Source organism: Streptomyces sp. NBC_01320, assembly GCF_035974375.1.
GTDB classification, from domain to species: Bacteria; Actinomycetota; Actinomycetes; order Streptomycetales; family Streptomycetaceae; genus Streptomyces; species Streptomyces yanii.
Window position 1 is genome coordinate 5,844,963 of sequence record NZ_CP108390.1, and the last position, 15,988, is coordinate 5,860,950.

The window sequence follows — 15,988 nt, forward strand, 5'->3', positions numbered from 1 at the left end:
CCGGGGTCACCGATCGCGCGGTCGAACACGGAATCCGGTCACTGACGCACCTTCAGGACGCCTCGCCGGACCAGTAGTCGGAGTGCACGTTGGGACGCGGCAGGGGGTAGACACCCTCGTACGCCGGACCGTTCGGCCTGGACGTGGAATCGGCGACCTTCGACTCCTTCACGCAGGGACTGTCCGCCTCGAAGAACGCCTGCCCCTTTCCGCGGAAGCTGACACTGATACCGAACCCTGCGTCCGTCTGGGCATAGACGGCCGGGAACTCCGTGTCATTGTTGATCGCCTTGATCCGGTAATCGCTCCTCCGCCAGAACGTCTCCACCTGATCCAGGAAATCCGCCCGGCGCGACGCCGACACGATGGTCATCACGGTGCGCCTGCGGGTCACATCGCACGTCCCCGCAGTCGTCGGCCCGTGCGCCCACTGCACCTCGGGATCAATGGCCTTCAGCACCGCGTCGAGCATGCCGTCGGACCGCTCGGCGGCCTGCTGCATGTCCATGCGCCCCTTCTTCCCTCCGACGTCCCCTTGTACCCGGTGGTCGCTCCCGCACGCGGACAGGGAGAAGCCGAGGACCAGGGCCACCGCAACGATCTGGAACCGTCGCTTCATCGCTGTGCCTCCATCTTGAGCCTGTCGGCATGTCCCGACACGATCAGGGCGATGCTGTCCGCCGAGACGGCGTCCCTGACCGGATCGAAGTAGAGAGAGTGGGCATCGAAGCTCAGGCCGGAGCCACTGACCACCGGTGGCCCGTCGCCCACAGGGAAGCGCCTGGCGCCGAACGCCTTGCTCGCCGGATCCTTGCCGAACCAGAGATCGTCGTCCCCCGGGTCGGCCAGATCCCCGGCGAAGTATGCACCAGCAGGGCCGAAGGCCAGCATCCCCAGCACACCCACGGCGGACTGCAGCTTGGACGGGAGCTTGGTCACCGGGTCGTTCGCCGCGGCGCCGACGAAGACGTGTCCGGCACCGACCCCGAGATCCACGGCCTGATCCACGCCCACCCCCGGGCTGCCGACCAGAATGATGTCGTCGACCCCCGGGATTCCGCCGACATGCTGCGCAGCGGCTCCCACGGTCCGCGAACCGTACGAGTGCCCGATGGCCGTCAGATGCGGATCCTTGTTCTGGTTGGTGGCGACCAGCCCGCTCATGAAGTCGTTGTACGCCACGCCGCCCTTCTCCGCCCGCCCCGTACCCATGACCGCCAAACTGCTCAGCCCGTCCGGTGTCTGCGGCGCGTCGTAGCCGAGCCAGACGATCGCCGCACTGGACTGGTCGTACCCCTGGGCACCGATAGCCGTGTCGCGAGCCCGCTTGAGATCGTTCTTCGCGAATTCCTCGTCCAGAGAGGTGTTCAGCCCGGGCACATACGCCGACACGTTCTTCGACGTGTCCGGATTCCCGAACGAGACGATCGCCCGGCCGTTTCCCTCGTCCGATATACCGAGCAGGTACATCGGCGGCTGCTTACCGTTCTCCTTCAACTGCCGCTCGATCTCCCGCAGTCCGGCGAGCTGCTTCTGCGACTTCGCGTCGTCCTGCCCCGACAGCTTCCCGATCAGCTGAGTCAGGTTCTTCCGGTTGGCAGCGTCCCTGGTCGCCGCCGGGATCCCGTCGAGGCTGCCGATCTGATCCGGGGAAAGGGCGAGGTACTGGTCACGCTGGTCCTGCGTGAGCCCGTCCCACCACGCCTTGCGCCCGGCAGCAGTGCCGTTGCGCGGGATGCGGGCGTTCAGATAGTCGCGCTGGTCCGCCTGCACGGCCGCCCCGACACGGGAGCCCGAACCGGGCAGCCCGGCGCCGACGCCACCGACCCCGGTGGCCCCCTTGATCAGCTCCCCCGCCGCACCGGCGCGGTCGCCCTGGGACCACTTGTTGCTTGCGTTCTGCGCGTACTGGGCGACCTCGTTGCCGAGGTTCCTGCCGTTCGTGACGGGGTGGAGGACGGCGTCCGCGGCACCGCTGACATCGCCCCAGAGACCGTCGCCGACGAGCCCGGTGAAGAAGCTGCCGTCCGATGCGTGACCGACGGCGCTCGAACCGTCGCCACCCTGGGCGGCCTGGGTGGCGCTGCCGCCGTCTCCGCCGGACGCGGTGGACCCGCCCGAGGCATCCGCGCCACCCGAGTCCGAACCACCCGACGCGACGGAACCGCCGGAGTCCGATCCACCGGAGTCCGACCCACCGGATGCAGCGGAGCCTCCCGAGTCCGTCCCCCCGGATGCGCCCGACCCACCGGACGAGGAAGTCCCTCCGGCCACGGTCGACCCCCCGGAGTCCACACCGCCGGACTCCGTACCGCCACCGCCAGAGGCATCACCACCGCCATCGGTGCCATGGCCGGCCACGACGCCACCGCCCGCCGCCGGGCAGGCGCTACCGGTCAGCTGGCAGATCGCACTCCGGATCTCACCGGTCAGCTGCCCGCCGACCTGCGTCGCCATGAGCGCACCGACAAGGGCCACGACCACCAGGACCGCGCCGAGGTACTCCATCGCGGTCTGGCCACGGTCACGACGGGCCCTGATCACCCGCGTGAGAATGAACGGCCTCTGCGCGGCGCGCTGTTCAGGATCCAGATCGAACCACGCGCGTAGACTCCGACGAAGAAGCAGGCCAACGACGACGACAGGCACCACCAGTTGGGGCACGCCTTGCCTGCCACCGTCCCCGCTCAACGTCGCCAGCGCACCGAGCGCGAGCCAGACATGGACGGCGAGAAGTCCACGCCGGATCCACACGCCGCCGGTCCGGACGTACAGCGACAGCACGAATCCGGCGGTGCCCGGCAACACCGCGTACAGCAGCATCCCCAGCAGTCGGCCGTCCACCGCATCGACCGAGGACGCCACCGACAGCACGTCGATCGCGCCCACGACTGTGACCACGAAGAGCACCCGGACGAGGATCAGCACTGCTTGCAGCGCGCTCGGCAGGGGCTGCCTGCCCGGATGGGCCACGACAGCATCCGCGTCGACGCCACCCGGAACCGCTAATCCTCGTATGCCAGACACGGCGAGTCCCCTACCTGGTGAGTGGGTGCAGTGAGCAGTGACTAAGCCGCCACTCCACGTATGCGACCACACCGGCACCGGGCGGGGCATGGGCCCCAGGGCCCAATGCGGGACTCAAAGTGCGTGGTACGTCCGGAGGTTCAGGTCACCTTGTCCTGATGTGACGTCAGGTTGCCCCGGCGGACCAGAAGTCGGAGTGCACGTTGGGGCGGGGAAGGGGATAGACGTTCTCGTAGGCGGGACCGTTGGGCGGGGTGGTGGACTCGGCCACCTCGGATTCCTTCACGCAGGGACTGTCGACTTCGAAGAAGGCTTGCCCCTTGCCGCCGATGCTGAGGGTGACGCCGAAGCCGTCCCGCGTCTGGGCAAAGATGGCGGGGACATCCAAGTCATTGTTGATTGCCTTGATTCGGTAGCCGCTCTTACGCCAGAAGCGATCCACCACGCCCAGAAAACTACCGCGACGCTCGGCCGACACAATCGTCATAACCGCGCGCCTTCGAGTCACATCACAGCTTCCCGTGGTGGTCGGACCATGCGCCCACTGAACTTCCGGCTCAATCGTTTTCAACACAGCGTCAAGGATGCCGTCAGCACGGTCGGCCGCCTCTTGCATGTTCACATCTTCCCTCTTCTCATCATTTACGCAGCCTGAGATCGACACAGAAACCAACAGTCCCGCTGCCGCAGCTAAGAAACGAAGCCTCATCGGTACTCCTCGATCTTGAGTTTTTCAGAGCGTCCCGCAGCGACCAGGGTGATGCTTTTCGCCGACACCGCATCCCTTTCCGGGTCGAAGTACTGAGAGTGTGCATCGATCGAGATGCCTTTCCCGCTGATCAACTCCGGACCCTCATCCACGGGAAAACGCCTCGCGCCAAACGCTTCACTCGCCGGGTCCTTGCCGAACCAGAGGTCGTCATCCCCCGGATCGGCGAGATCACCGGCCACATAGGCAGTGGATGGTCCTCCAGCGATCAATCCCACAACACCGACAGCTACCTGCTGCTTGGAAGGCAGCTTGGTCACCACGTCATTCTCAGCCGCCCCGACAAAGACGTGATCTTTTCCGACCCCAAGGTCCTCAGCGTGGTCCACTCCGACCCCGGGACTGCCGACCAAAATGATGTCGTCCACGCCAGGGATTCCGTTACCTTGTTGTGTGGCAGCACCTACCGTGCGCGAACCGTAAGAGTGCCCAATGGCCGTCAGGTGTGGGTTCTCATTCTCGTTCGTAGCCACAAGGCCGCTCATGAAACCATTGAACGCATGTCCACCTTTCTCGGCCCTGTCGTTGCCCATTACTGCCAGACTCCCGAGCCCATCCGGTGTCTGCGGCGCGTCATAACCAAGCCAGACGATTGCCGCACTGGCAGCTTCTTGCTCAATGGTGCCGATCGCCGTGTCACGAGCACGCTTAAGGTCCCCCTTAGCGAAGTCCTCATCCAGCGATGTATTCAAGCCCGGCACATAAGCAGACACGTTCCGAGCCGTATCCGGATTCCCGTAAGAGACAATCGCCCGCCCATTCCCCTCGTCCCCAATCCCGAGCAGAAACATCGGCGGCTTCCGGCCGTCATGCAGCTGCCGGTCAATCTCACGCAACCCCGCCAACTGCGTCTCCGCCCTGTCCCCCTCCTGCCCTTCCAGCTTTCCGATGAGCAGTTGCAGATTGTCCCGATTGGCGGCGTCCCGTACGACCGCCGGGATTCCGTCCAGGTTGCCGATCTGGTCCGGGTACACCGCGAGGTACTCCTCGCGCTGTTCCTGTGTCAGCCCGGCCCACCACGACTTGCGTTCGGCCGGGCTCGCGTCGTGCGGGATGGCTTCGTTCAGGTAGGCGCCCGCCGCGTTCCGTACCGCTGCCGCGTCCGTCGCCGCGTCCGTCCAGGTCGAGTCGGGGACCTTCAGGCCCTCCTCGGCCTTCAGCTTCCGCAGGATCCGCGTGTACCGCCAGTCGATGTCGGCCGCTGTCCGCAGGGCCTTGGCCACCCGGTCGGCGATGTCCTGCGCCTTGGCCACGTTCGGGTTGGGGGCGACGAGTCCCGAGGGCGACAGCAGCCCCGGCACTCCTCCTCCGGTCGCCGTCCCGCCCGGCAGCGGCTTGCCGTCGATCAGCCCCTCGCCGGCCTCCGGGTAGGTCACCGACCCGTCCGGGTGCACGGTGAATTTCAGGGCTTCCGCGTCGTCCAGCGCTTCCTGCAACGCCCTTTGCTGACCCTTGATTTCGTGGGCCATGCTGTTCAGCGTGGTGCGGAGCAGACCGCACTCCGTGTACACGTACTGGAAGTTCCGGCTGAGTTGCCGCAGCCGCCCGACGGCCGCGTCGGCCGCCTCGCCCTGCTGCGTCCCGCGCAACCCGTTCAGCAGCTGCTTGTCGATGCGGTCCCGGCCGGCGTCGGCCAAGTTGCTGGCCCGGCCCCATCCGTCGGCCGCGTTTTCCAGCTCGGCGCAGTTCACGTCGCGCAGTTGGGCCCACGTGATCTTCGAGGTCATTGCCCACCGGTCCGCGACGCGACCCGTGCGAAGGACGACCTCACGGTCTCGTTCGTGACGCCCTGGGCCCGTGCGACGGCGCGCAGTTTCCCGGCGAGGCTCCCGCACTCGCCGCGCGCGGCTTCGATCCGTCGCTGCCACGACTCTCGTACGGCGCCGAGTTCGGCCAGTGCCTCCAGCCCGACGGTCCCCGTCACGACCCCTTCGTGCGCGGTCTCCAGCTCGGTCCTTACCGGCCCCAGCAACGTATGCAGCGACTCGGCTCCCCCGGCGGCCTGCAACCAGGGGCCGTCGCTGTGCTTCAGCTCATCCCCGCCACCACCACCCGCACCGCCACCAGCCCCGCCCGCCCCGCCCAGATCGCTCAGCCTCTGCCGGCTCACCACGGACACGCCGCTCACCCCGCTCCTTGATCGTGGAGCGGCACTGTCCCAAAGTCGGCGCACCCGACATGCCATGCGCGTCTGCCCTCGGGGCGGGCATTCGGCCCTGAATTGCAAGGCCGAAGCCCCGCCCCGCCCCCAGCGGGATTTCACCCGATCGGTGGGCCGCCGGAGGGCGTGCGATCAGGCGTTGCCTGCTGGGCAGTTGTGGTATCCGGCGACCAGCCAGCCTTCCCCCGCCCCCTGGCCGGCCGCCTTTGCCAGGACCCATGTGGCGAGTACGAAGCGGTCGGCGGGGGACCGTGGACTTGCCCGCCGACAGGATTCCGCTGCGGCTGGTCACCACGGCGGCGTCCTCGCCGATGAACCGAACGCTCCGCACCTCGTCGACAACGGTCGAGCTCTCGAGCGGTCCCGCGAATCCGGCTGCCATCCGCGCAGGGATCGCTTCTTTTCCGTCGCTGCACGAACCGGGCAGCACCGAGGTCACATCCTGCGTGTACAGCGCCGCGAAGGCGTCCGCGTCGTTGTCGGTCCAAGCCGCGTTGAGGTGAAGAAGGTGCCGACCAGGCAGAACCAGGTGTGAAGTCGATGGCCTGCACCCACCTCATCGAGAACCCGGTGCAGGCCCTCCCGCGGACCATGTCCCCAGCGCCCGGGCCAGCCGCTCGCTCTGCTCCGCAGTGATCCCCTGGGCAAGCCGCATCCCGTACCGGGGGCTCAGGTAGCCGTCGCACTGAAGGATCCCGTCGCACAACGGCGCGCCACCCCCGCTGAGCGGCGACGGCCCGGGTATCTCCCATCGGGCCGGCTCCCACAGCGGATGGTCCAGCAGAAGCCGCTGCGCCACATGCGTCGCCTCGCCCGCGGGCGCACCGGCCACGCTGACCAACGCCTGGCTCACTCTCTCCACCGCGTCTGCCGGCAGGTCCTCGTCGCCGAGCGCGGGCAACAGCAACAGCAACCGGGCGTACGGATCATGGATCCCCGGGTCGTGCGCGTCGGACGGCACGCTGTTCGCGATATGGACCAGTTCCCGCCAGGAGAGACCGGGGCCTGCCTGATGCCCGTCCAGTGTGGCGAGAGCGCCATGCCGCCGTCCCCATTCCGGATGGGTGACGAAGTACTCCGTGCCCTCGTCCTCGGGGAAGTTGCGGTTCACCACCACCGCGCTGTGCCCGCCGCCGAACGGAACCCGGAACACCGGCCACTGCCCCTCGTCCACCAACTCCGCGTAGGCCGCGTCGACATCGGCTTCATCCGCACCGAACCACTCGGCGGCGGGCTCACCGTCCTCGTCGTCCGTCTCGCACATCCACATGAGGTACGCGGCCCAGAAGGCGGGCCGCGAGAGAAGTCCCTCACCAGCGACCAGCGGGTCGTCCTCGTATCCGGAGATCATCACGATCCAAGACTGCCATTTCCACCGGTCATGACAGGACCGCCCAATGCCGTATCCCCACAGGCCCACCGGGATACGAGCCGCGTCTCGGACGCTCGTGCGTCCCGTTGGCCGGAGCGTGCACCACACGCTTGGTCCATCCAGACCCGCCTCATGACGAAGCATCCGCTTTCTTATGGTTTCGCATGGTTTCATCTCGCCATGGAGGCGATCAGATGATGGCTGAAGATCGACAGCGGGACACGCGCACACAGGTGATGACGTCGCGGCGGCGCGTGCTGGCCGCAGCGGCGCTCGCACCGATGCTGGCCGGAGCCGGGGCAGGGGCGGCCGCCGCCGAACCCGTGCCGGCCGGAATGACCGGGATGCCCGGGGACCGGAGGCACCGGCGCGTCAAACCGGTGACCACCACCGAGGCGGACTGGGCGGACGTCGCATACACGCTGGGCCGCAGAGGCAACATGCTGCGGGGAACGACCTACCACACACCCTTCCCCCGCGGGGATCTTCACGTGGTCTCCGACGGCATCGCCATCGCACCGGCGCTCGCCCTGGGCACGCACGTGGCCTTCGTCCGTTACGCCGACGGCAGCACGATGTGCATGGGCGATGTAGCAGTCACCGAGCACGAACTGCAGCAGGTGACCGACGTCTTTCAGGCGCACGGGATCGCGCAGACCGCGCTCCACAAGCATCTGCTCGGCCAATCACCCGACATCTGGTGGACCCACGTCCACGGACACGGCCACGACGCAGTGGCCCTGGCGCGCGGCCTGCGCGCGGGATTCGACCTCACCGGGACCCCGCCGGCAGTACCGACCGGCCCGCCGGTCCCCAACGACCTCGACATTGCCGCAATCGAGGCCGCGCTGGGCGCCAAGGGTTCCCGCGATGGCGTGGTCTACAAGGTCGTCTTCGCCCGCCGCGAGACGATCTGCGACGGCCACCTGGTACTGCCTCCCGGTCTGGGATCGACCAGTGCGTTCATCTTCCAGCCGCTGGGGGGCGGCAGGGCCGCGCTCAGCGGCGACTGCGTCATGCTCGCCGAGGAGGTCCAGAACGTACTGGGGGCCCTGCGGCGCGGCGGGATCAAGCTCGTCGAGCTGCACAACCACCACTTGACGGAAAACCCTCGCCTGTTCTTCACCCATTTCTGGGCCGTGGGCGACGCCGTCGAGCTCGCCCGAGGGCTGCGCCCCGCAGTGGATGCCACCAACGTCGTGCCGACCAGCTGAGAAAGAGGGGTGGGGAGCGGGTTGCCCTCGGGTACCCGTTCCCGGGCCCTTGGGCGTCCGCGGCACCGACAGAGCACCATTCGCGCGGCACCGGCACGCCCGGCCCCGCCCCTTCCGCGGGCCGGGCACTCCTACGCATCACCGGGGCGGTCAATTCCAATGGCCCAATTGCCCCGGAGCGGCGCGTGCCTCGGAAGACGATCGGGTACTGATGACCTGTTCATCCCAGTACGTTCCGAATCAACCGTCAGATCCGATATCTGGAGCTCCGTATGGAACCAGTCTCCACGCCGCGGAACTGTCCATTCGACTATGCCGAGGCCCTCGAATTCGATCCGCTGCTCAAGCAGCTGCAGAACGAAGAACCCGTTGCCCGCATCCAGCTGCCCCACGGCGACGGGGAAGCATGGCTCGTCACCGGCTACGACGACGTACGCACGGTGACCACCGACCGACGATTCAGCCGCAGCGCCATCATCGGCCGGAACTTCCCGCGGATGACCCCTGAACCCATCGTTCAGGACGAGGCGATCAATGTGATGGACCCGCCGGCCAGCAGCCGCCTGCGCAGCCTGATCTCCAAGGGTTTCGCACCGCGCCACATGGAACGCATGCGGGTCCGTACCCAGCATGTCGTCGATGAGCTGCTGGACCGGATGGAGGAGCACGGTTCCCCTGCCGACCTCTTCGAGCACCTCGCGGCCCCCCTGCCCCTGACCACCATCTGCGAGGTCCTCGACATCCCCGAGGGCGACCACGCGCAACTGCGCGCCCACGCGCGGACCATGATGGACGTCGGTATCGACAACCGGGAGAACGCGGTCCGCGCCAAGGCCGATCTCCGCGCCTACTTCGCGAAGCTGACGGCACACCGGCGCGAGAACCCGGGCGATGACCTGATCAGCGCGCTGGCCGCCGCCCGCGACGGGGACGAGCTCCTCAACGATCAAGAACTGACCGTCATGGCCATGGTCCTGCTCATCACCGGCCAGGACACCACCACGTACGAGATCGGGAACATCGCATACACCCTGCTCACTCGTCCCAAGGAGCTGGCCATGCTGCGCGCCCGCCCCGAGATGCTCCCGCAGGCCATCGAGGAACTGCTGCGCTTCATCCCCTTCCGCAAGGGCGTCGGCATTCCCCGCGTCGCCACCGAGGACGTGGAACTGAGCGGGGTGAAGATCCGAGCGGGAGACATCGTGCACGTCTCCTACCTGACGGCCAACCGGGACGGCCGGAAGTTCGACCGGCCTGACGAGCTGGATCTGGAACGCACTGGTCCGTCCCACATGACCTTCGGCTGGGGTGGTCACCACTGTCTCGGCGCCCCGCTCGCCGCCACGGAGCTCCACGTCGCACTCGGAACCCTCCTGAAACGCTTCCCTGACCTTCGGCTGGCAACGCCGGCCGAAGAAGTGGCCTGGAACAAGACATCGATCTGGCGTTATCCGCTCGCACTGCCCGTCGCCTGGTGATGTCGTTACCCCAGTAAGGCACCAGGCTCTTCGTACAACCGCAGTACGCGGTCAGGGCCACCGCTGAGGCGGCGCCCATGCAGACCCACCACGCTCCGGCCCGGGTCCCGCCGTAACGCGGAAAAGCCCGGGCTGTCGCGCGCAGCCCGGGCGCCGCCGAGCGGGTGAATCGATGCCGTCCGGGCGGCAGGGCGGCCCGTGCCCGGCTTCGCGGCTCGCACCTTGCGACGGCACGGGGCGGCCCGCTCCACCCGGTGATCACCGGTCCACGGGATCGGTGACCGTCGCCCGCAGCGGTGCGTCTCCCGGCCTGAGGCGGCCCCTTTGTCGTGCACGCGCCGGGCAGGGCCGGCCACGGGCGGTCCACCCGCCGTGGCCGAGGACAAACAAGGTGGTCAGTGCCGTATTGGCCCTCAGGGGGGCAAAATCCCAGGACAATCCCGGGCTCCCGCACAGCGCGTTCCGTCCGACGTGCGACCCCCATCCGCCTGTCGTAGCGTGATCTCCAGGGCCGATCAAAGGTGCGACCGATATTCAGCTGCCCATACGGTGAGAATTCAGCGCATTCGTCGATCGGCCCGTCCATGCCCATCCCAGGGGCATGGAATTCGGCGCCGCGACCAAAAGGTCTGTCCCGCGCCGCTCCACGCACGGTGCCGCAGTGGCTACCGTCGGCCGACACCTGCCCCCGCATCCGGTCAGGGCTCGGCCGTGTGGTTCATCGTCCGCTAGGAGGAGATCCATGGCGGTACTCTGCAAGCCCGCAATCGCAGTTCCCGAGTACGTCATCACCAACGACGAAACCCTCGAACTGGCACAACGGCTGCACGGCGACCATCCGCAGCTCGATCTGGTCCTCCGTCTGATCGAACACACCGGGGTTCAGAAGCGGCATCTGATCCAGCCGATCGAAAAGGTGCTGCAGCACCCGGGGTTCGATGCGCGCAGCGAAATCTACGAGGCGCAGACCAAGGCCCGCGTTCCGGCTGTTGTCCGCCAGGCGCTGGACCAGGCGGAACTCGAGCCGTCGCAGATAGACTTGATCATCTACGTCTCCTGCACCGGCTTCATGATGCCTCCGCCGACCGCGTGGCTCATCAACACGATGGGCTTCCGGCCGCAGACTCGACAGATGCCGATCGCCCAACTGGGCTGTGCAGCGGGAGGCGCGGCCGTCAACCGGGCCCACGACTTCTGCACGGCATACCCCGACGCCAACGTTCTCGTCATCGCTTGCGAGTTCTGCTCGCTGTGCTATCAGCCCACCGATCTGGGCGTGGGGTCCCTGCTGTCCAACGGTCTGTTCGGCGACGGGATAGCCGCCGTCGTCGTACGGGGCAGCGGAGGCACCGGAATCCGTCTGGAACTCAACGGGTCGTACATCATCCCGGACACCGAGGAATGGATTTCCTACGCGGTCCGGTCCACGGGCTTCCACTTCCAGCTCGACAAGCGCGTGCCCGGAACCATGGAGCCCCTTGCCCCGGCCCTGAGCTCCCTCGCGGAACAGCACCAGTGGAACGCCAGCAAGCTGGACTTCTACATCATCCACGCCGGCGGTCCACGCATCCTGGACGACCTGAGCCGCTTCCTCGATGTGCCGCCCGAAGCGTTCCGCTTCAGCCGAGCCACGCTCACCGAATACGGCAACATCGCCAGCGCGGTGGTACTCGACGCCCTGGCCCGCATGTTCGATGAGGCGTCGACCCTGCACGGCCAGCGCGGCATCATGGCCGGCTTCGGGCCGGGCATCACCGCCGAGATCTCCCTGGGAACGTGGACCTCGGAGCCCGAGACAGTGGGCTGAGCAGCACCACAGCATGGCGTGCGCGCCGGGCAACCTGACCGGGAAGCCCGCAACCACACCACCACCCGGCCCCGGACCTCAAGCGCCCTCCGCAGCTTGAGGACCGGGGCCGGCCCCATGAGGTGCGCGCCCGGGCTCCCGGCCCGCAGGGTCACCCGACAGATCCCGCGTCCAGCGCACCCGGCATCACGCATTGGGCTCAGTACCATCCCTGCATGGCTGAACTGCAGCGTCTTCGTCTCGACCATGCCCCGGCTCTTCTTGCGTTCGAGCAGGAGAACCGAACCTATTTCGCCGCGTCGGTCCCCGATCGTGGCGACAACTACTTCGCTCACTTCGATGCGCGCCACCACGACCTGCTCGCGGAACAGGCTTCGGGGCTGCACTTCTTCCATGTGCTGGTGAACAGCAGCGGTGCGGTGCTGGGGCGAGTCAACCTGGTCGACGTGGCGGACGGCACGGCCGAGCTCGGATATCGGATCGCCGAGAAGAGCGCCGGACAAGGACTGGCTACGGCCGCCGTCCGTGAGATCTGCGCCCGTGCCGCCGCGGAGTACGGTCTGACGGCGCTGCGGGCCGCCACGACCCTCGACAACGCCGGGTCACGAGCCGTACTGGCCAGGACCGGATTCATACCCACCGGCGAGGTCCGGCTCGACGGCCGCCCGGGCCTTCGCTACGTACGGGATCTGGGGGAAGTGCTTGAAGACACCGCCCCGTGACCGACGCAACGGCTCAGGGCGATTCTCCCGGTGAGACGCGGCCCAGCAGGGCCTCTTCCGGTCTCCACGCGCACTCCACCCAGAGCAGCTTCCCGCCGTGCCCCGGCAGCCCGCCGCGCAGGGGGTACGCGCCCCAGCTGTCGGCCCACAGGGTGATGAGATGCAGCCCCCGACCACACTCGGCAAGCGACGCTGGCGCCTTCCCGCCGCCCTGGAACGGTGGCGGGATGTCCGGGTTGGTGTCCCAGACACTGAGCCTGATCCGGTGCCGCCCGGCGTCGCGCAGCCGGAGTGAGTACGGCCCGGAGGAGTACCGGTACGCGTTGGTGACGAGCTCGCTCGCCAACAGTTCGGCGGTGTCGATGAGATCCCCCATGCCGTGCACGCGGAGTACGGAGCGGAGGGTGGCTCGGGCAATGCCCGGAGCGCGGGGATCTTGCGGAAGTTGGAGGGTGTACGCCCAGGGCGGCGTTACGGTGGCCAGGACCATGGAAGTCTCCGATCACGGAGGGATGTTGGATCTCGCGCATCTGGTTGCCCGGTGACGAGGCCGCTCCGTCGAGCGGGGTACTTCCGGGCGGGTGGCCTGAGCACCAACGTAGCGACCTCCGGCTAACGTGTTAACCGATTCTCGAGGAATCCGTAAACTGACACCCGTGTGGGTGACCGGCCGCTCAAGGAGGCGAACACACCGGTGAGAACACGTCCGACGGGTCGTCAACTCCGTTTCGGTGGGGAGTTGCGCAAACTCCGCGAGCGCGCGGGTCTCACCGCCACGCAGGCCGGTCAGCTGCTGGGCGTGAAGCAGAACCAGATCAGCAACATGGAAGCAGGCCGCGTCGGCGTGAGCCCGGAACGGGTTCGCACCCTGGCCTGCCACTACGACTGCCCGGACAGGGACCTCGTCGCCGCGCTGAGCGCCATGACCGGCGACCGTTCGCGCGGCTGGTGGGAGGAGTACAGGGAGATCCTGCCCGCCCCACTGCTCGATCTGGCCGAGGTCGAGCACCATGCACAGCGGCTCCGTACAGCCGTTACCGTCCACATTCCCGGCCTCCTGCAGACCGCTGAATACGCGCGCGAAGTTTTCCGCCAGGACGTACCGGAGCTGTCACCACCCGACGTCGAGCACCGCATCTCATTCCGCATCAAGCGACAGGCAGTCCTGTTCCGGGAATCGCCGACGCCGCACCAGGCGGTCATCCACGAAGCCGCGCTGCGAATGCAGTTCGGCGGCCCAGAGGTGACCGGTCGCCAGCTCCGGCACCTGCTCGACATCAGCGAGCGCGAGAACATCAGCCTTCAGGTGATCCCGTTCTCCGCAGGAACCTACGCCGGGTCCGGACAGTCGATCTATTACTTCCTCGGGCCCGTGCCGCAGCTCGACACCGTCAATCTGGATCAGTCACATGGGCCCGTCTTCCTCGACGCCGAGGCTCAGCTGGAGAAGTACCGCGTACTCCTCGGTCGCATGGAATTCACCGCACTCAACCGCGACGAGTCCCGAGACTTCATCCACAACATCGCCCGCAGCCTGTGAAGGAACCCAAGATGACCGATCTGACCTGGCAGAAGTCCTCCTACTGCGCCCAGGGGAACTCCTGCGTACACGTCGCCGCCCACGACAACACGGTCAACGTCACCGAGAGCAGCGACCCCACCGGAGCCATACTCCGCACCACGCCCACCGCCTGGGCCGCTCTCCTCCGAAGCGTCAAGGCCGGCATCAACCATGGCTGACCAGCACATACCCGCCGACCTCGCCTGGGTCCGCGCCGCTCCTGAGGGGGAGGACGGCCCCGGGCCCTGGGTCGAGATCGCCTTCGGACCGGACGGGCTCGTCCACCTGCGCGAGACCGACGACCCGTCCACCATCGTCACGACCACCCGGACGAAATGGGAGGCCTTCACCAAGGGCGTCATGGCCGGCGAGTTCGACCACTTCGCCGAGCCGGCTGGCGGGGGCCCGGTCACCCCGGCCTGACCGCTCGCGCTCCTGCCTGCCGGACGGCACGAACCGGCCTGCTCCTCACTGTTCGCCGCCCGTCCCGCCGACAGGCTTTTGCCACGTCACGACCTTCTCCGCGCATTGAACTTGCTCCTGACCGGGCACAACAGAGCACATCCCCACCATCGGGTCCCGGCAGCAAGGATTGATCCATGAACCGTCTCGCGCGCTTGATCAACACCACGGACGACGTACCGGGCCGGATTCTGCACTGGAACTTCTTCATCGGCGGCCACTTGAGTGCCTCGGTGCCCGTACGTCTCGTCGACCGCACGGACGAGGGCCAGCTGATATGGATGGAGACGGGCGCGCCCATGTGGCGCACGGAGCTCCCGGGAGGCGCACATCTCCGGGACATCGCCCCGGACGACCGACCCGCCACCGGATATCCGGTGGTCCCCGATCGGTGGCCGATGGGCAGCGCCCTCTTCTATCAGCCCACCGGCGCCGCACATTCCGTACTGTGGCTCTTCGGCCGCAGGGGAAAGTTCCGCGGTTGGTACGTGAATCTGGAGCGCCGCGTCCACCACGGCGACGACATCGACATCGCCGACCACGAGCTCGACATCAACGTCGCACCGGACCGGTCCTGGCAGTGGAAGGACGAGGAGTCCTTCGCCGAGAAGACCGGCCACCCCGTCTACTGGTCGGCCGATGAAGCGGCCGCCATCCGCGCCGAGGGCACCAGAGTCGCGCGGCTGGTCGAGGCCGGAACCTTTCCCTTTGACGGCTCCTGGTGCGACTTCCGGCCACCGAAGACCTGGACGACACCGCCCCGCCCGCCGGGCCCCTGTCGTTCCGTCCTCTGACTGACCCCCAACCCGCCTGCCCCGATGGGCGCGAGAAGGGACCGCAGGCGGGCTTCGGCCAGGGTGGCGAGATGACAATGATTGCCCAGCGTCACCCCCCGTGATACACAGAGTAACCATACATATGTGGTCACACACCGATTCGATCCGCAGGTCAGGGCGGTCGGACCGGTCAAACGTGCGAGATCCCATGAAAGAGAGGCGTCAAGTAGTCCCACCTGGGCGGATTCATCAGCGAAGATAGAGAGCGACCCATGCCACGTGGCAGGGGCAGTGAACTACCCAACAGGGGCGGTGACTTACATGGTCCTGGCAGCTGACACTGATAAGGGCGGCATCAGCACCATCATCAACGGCATCGCTCCCAAGTGGGGGCCGTTCGGAGCCCTGGGCGACGAAGCCAAAGTGATGATCGAGGTCGTCATGGCCGTTGCCATCCTGCTCTGCTTCGGCATCGCCATCTGGGGAGCAGCCAAGCAGCGCATCGGCGCGACGGCGCTGCGCGACACGTTCAGCGCAGAACAGGGCAAGGGCCTGATCGTTGCCGGTCTGACCGGTGTCTTCATCATCGGATCGCTGGGAACGTTGTTCACCATCGTCTACGGCATGGCCATCTAACCG

The 15,988-nt window shown here is 67.2% G+C and carries 17 protein-coding genes; 9 read left to right on the top strand and 8 right to left on the bottom strand.

Annotated features, from left to right (window positions below):
* Nucleotides 1-52: 52 nt before the first annotated feature.
* The 7 genes from OG395_RS26620 to OG395_RS26645 form a co-directional block, all read right to left on the bottom strand.
* Entirely contained in the window at nucleotides 53-619 is a 567-nt protein-coding gene (locus tag OG395_RS26620) for a hypothetical protein (protein ID WP_327245185.1), read from the bottom strand.
* Nucleotides 616-2,949, bottom strand: coding sequence for an alpha/beta hydrolase (locus OG395_RS26625; protein WP_327249466.1), 2,334 nt, complete (start codon nucleotides 2,947-2,949; stop codon nucleotides 616-618). Before OG395_RS26625 ends, OG395_RS26620 begins: the two co-directional genes overlap by 4 nt.
* Before the next feature lie 244 nt (nucleotides 2,950-3,193).
* Nucleotides 3,194-3,736 carry a hypothetical protein gene (locus OG395_RS26630; protein WP_442818605.1) on the bottom strand — a complete coding sequence of 181 codons (543 nt, stop codon included), beginning with the start codon at nucleotides 3,734-3,736 and terminating at the stop codon, nucleotides 3,194-3,196.
* Nucleotides 3,733-5,523 carry an alpha/beta hydrolase gene (locus OG395_RS26635; protein ID WP_327245186.1) on the bottom strand — a complete coding sequence of 597 codons (1,791 nt, stop codon included), beginning with the start codon at nucleotides 5,521-5,523 and terminating at the stop codon, nucleotides 3,733-3,735. The genes OG395_RS26630 and OG395_RS26635 overlap by 4 nt, the downstream gene beginning before the upstream one ends.
* Nucleotides 5,520-5,924 (bottom strand): hypothetical protein, encoded by a 405-nt coding sequence (locus OG395_RS26640; protein ID WP_327245187.1) that lies wholly within the window; start codon nucleotides 5,922-5,924, stop codon nucleotides 5,520-5,522. The genes OG395_RS26635 and OG395_RS26640 overlap by 4 nt, the downstream gene beginning before the upstream one ends.
* A complete protein-coding gene (locus OG395_RS58450; protein WP_442818771.1) occupies nucleotides 5,830-6,486 on the bottom strand; it encodes an SgcJ/EcaC family oxidoreductase in 657 nt (218 codons plus the stop codon). Before OG395_RS58450 ends, OG395_RS26640 begins: the two co-directional genes overlap by 95 nt.
* Nucleotides 6,487-6,513: 27 nt before the next feature.
* A complete protein-coding gene (locus tag OG395_RS26645; protein WP_327249468.1) occupies nucleotides 6,514-7,308 on the bottom strand; it encodes a hypothetical protein in 795 nt (264 codons plus the stop codon).
* A gap of 215 nt (nucleotides 7,309-7,523) precedes the next feature.
* On the opposite strand from OG395_RS26645, the gene OG395_RS26650 reads away from it, so the two are divergent.
* The 4 genes from OG395_RS26650 to OG395_RS26665 all read left to right on the top strand — a co-directional run bounded on the left by OG395_RS26650 (nucleotide 7,524) and on the right by OG395_RS26665 (nucleotide 12,550).
* Nucleotides 7,524-8,543 carry a DUF1259 domain-containing protein gene (locus tag OG395_RS26650; protein ID WP_327245188.1) on the top strand — a complete coding sequence of 340 codons (1,020 nt, stop codon included), beginning with the start codon at nucleotides 7,524-7,526 and terminating at the stop codon, nucleotides 8,541-8,543.
* 272 nt (nucleotides 8,544-8,815) lie between these two features.
* Nucleotides 8,816-10,021 carry a cytochrome P450 gene (locus OG395_RS26655; RefSeq protein WP_327245189.1) on the top strand — a complete coding sequence of 402 codons (1,206 nt, stop codon included), beginning with the start codon at nucleotides 8,816-8,818 and terminating at the stop codon, nucleotides 10,019-10,021.
* A gap of 742 nt (nucleotides 10,022-10,763) precedes the next feature.
* Nucleotides 10,764-11,828 (top strand): type III polyketide synthase, encoded by a 1,065-nt coding sequence (locus OG395_RS26660; RefSeq protein ID WP_327249469.1) that lies wholly within the window; start codon nucleotides 10,764-10,766, stop codon nucleotides 11,826-11,828.
* Nucleotides 11,829-12,043: 215 nt separating this feature from the next.
* Entirely contained in the window at nucleotides 12,044-12,550 is a 507-nt protein-coding gene (locus OG395_RS26665) for a GNAT family N-acetyltransferase (RefSeq protein WP_327245190.1), read from the top strand.
* 13 nt (nucleotides 12,551-12,563) lie between these two features.
* On the opposite strand, the gene OG395_RS26670 is transcribed toward OG395_RS26665, so the two are convergent.
* Complete coding sequence (locus OG395_RS26670) at nucleotides 12,564-13,040, bottom strand: ATP-binding protein (protein ID WP_327245191.1); 477 nt, start codon at nucleotides 13,038-13,040, stop codon at nucleotides 12,564-12,566.
* A 204-nt stretch (nucleotides 13,041-13,244) separates the two neighbouring features.
* Here OG395_RS26670 and OG395_RS26675 point away from each other — a divergent pair, with 204 nt between their 5' ends.
* From OG395_RS26675 to OG395_RS26695, 5 genes are all read left to right on the top strand, one after another.
* Entirely contained in the window at nucleotides 13,245-14,090 is an 846-nt protein-coding gene (locus tag OG395_RS26675; RefSeq protein ID WP_327245192.1) for a helix-turn-helix domain-containing protein, read from the top strand.
* An 11-nt stretch (nucleotides 14,091-14,101) separates the two neighbouring features.
* Nucleotides 14,102-14,290 (top strand): DUF397 domain-containing protein, encoded by a 189-nt coding sequence (locus OG395_RS26680; RefSeq protein WP_327245193.1) that lies wholly within the window; start codon nucleotides 14,102-14,104, stop codon nucleotides 14,288-14,290.
* On the top strand, nucleotides 14,283-14,534 hold the full coding sequence (locus OG395_RS26685; RefSeq protein WP_327245194.1) for a DUF397 domain-containing protein: 252 nt from the start codon (nucleotides 14,283-14,285) through the stop codon (nucleotides 14,532-14,534). The genes OG395_RS26680 and OG395_RS26685 overlap by 8 nt, the downstream gene beginning before the upstream one ends.
* 176 nt (nucleotides 14,535-14,710) lie before the next feature.
* On the top strand, nucleotides 14,711-15,367 hold the full coding sequence (locus tag OG395_RS26690) for a DUF402 domain-containing protein (protein ID WP_266983331.1): 657 nt from the start codon (nucleotides 14,711-14,713) through the stop codon (nucleotides 15,365-15,367).
* 303 nt (nucleotides 15,368-15,670) lie between these two features.
* Nucleotides 15,671-15,985, top strand: a complete 315-nt coding sequence (locus tag OG395_RS26695; RefSeq protein WP_030924923.1) for a hypothetical protein — start codon at nucleotides 15,671-15,673, stop codon at nucleotides 15,983-15,985.
* The last annotated feature ends 3 nt before the right edge of the window (nucleotides 15,986-15,988 follow it).

What these genes read in the sequence shown, in the direction of transcription:
- OG395_RS26620 (WP_327245185.1), bottom strand. Translation starts at nt 619, where the DNA reads ATGAAGCGACGGTTCCAGATCGTTGCGGTGGCCCTGGTCCTCGGCTTC.
- OG395_RS26630 (WP_442818605.1), bottom strand. Translation starts at nt 3,736, where the DNA reads ATGAGGCTTCGTTTCTTAGCTGCGGCAGCGGGACTGTTGGTTTCTGTG.
- OG395_RS26635 (WP_327245186.1), bottom strand. Translation starts at nt 5,523, where the DNA reads ATGACCTCGAAGATCACGTGGGCCCAACTGCGCGACGTGAACTGCGCC.
- OG395_RS26645 (WP_327249468.1), bottom strand. Translation starts at nt 7,308, where the DNA reads ATGATCTCCGGATACGAGGACGACCCGCTGGTCGCTGGTGAGGGACTT.
- OG395_RS26650 (WP_327245188.1), top strand. Translation starts at nt 7,524, where the DNA reads ATGATGGCTGAAGATCGACAGCGGGACACGCGCACACAGGTGATGACG.
- OG395_RS26655 (WP_327245189.1), top strand. Translation starts at nt 8,816, where the DNA reads ATGGAACCAGTCTCCACGCCGCGGAACTGTCCATTCGACTATGCCGAG.
- OG395_RS26660 (WP_327249469.1), top strand. Translation starts at nt 10,764, where the DNA reads ATGGCGGTACTCTGCAAGCCCGCAATCGCAGTTCCCGAGTACGTCATC.
- OG395_RS26665 (WP_327245190.1), top strand. Translation starts at nt 12,044, where the DNA reads ATGGCTGAACTGCAGCGTCTTCGTCTCGACCATGCCCCGGCTCTTCTT.
- OG395_RS26670 (WP_327245191.1), bottom strand. Translation starts at nt 13,040, where the DNA reads ATGGTCCTGGCCACCGTAACGCCGCCCTGGGCGTACACCCTCCAACTT.
- OG395_RS26680 (WP_327245193.1), top strand. Translation starts at nt 14,102, where the DNA reads ATGACCGATCTGACCTGGCAGAAGTCCTCCTACTGCGCCCAGGGGAAC.
- OG395_RS26685 (WP_327245194.1), top strand. Translation starts at nt 14,283, where the DNA reads ATGGCTGACCAGCACATACCCGCCGACCTCGCCTGGGTCCGCGCCGCT.
- OG395_RS26690 (WP_266983331.1), top strand. Translation starts at nt 14,711, where the DNA reads ATGAACCGTCTCGCGCGCTTGATCAACACCACGGACGACGTACCGGGC.
- OG395_RS26695 (WP_030924923.1), top strand. Translation starts at nt 15,671, where the DNA reads ATGGTCCTGGCAGCTGACACTGATAAGGGCGGCATCAGCACCATCATC.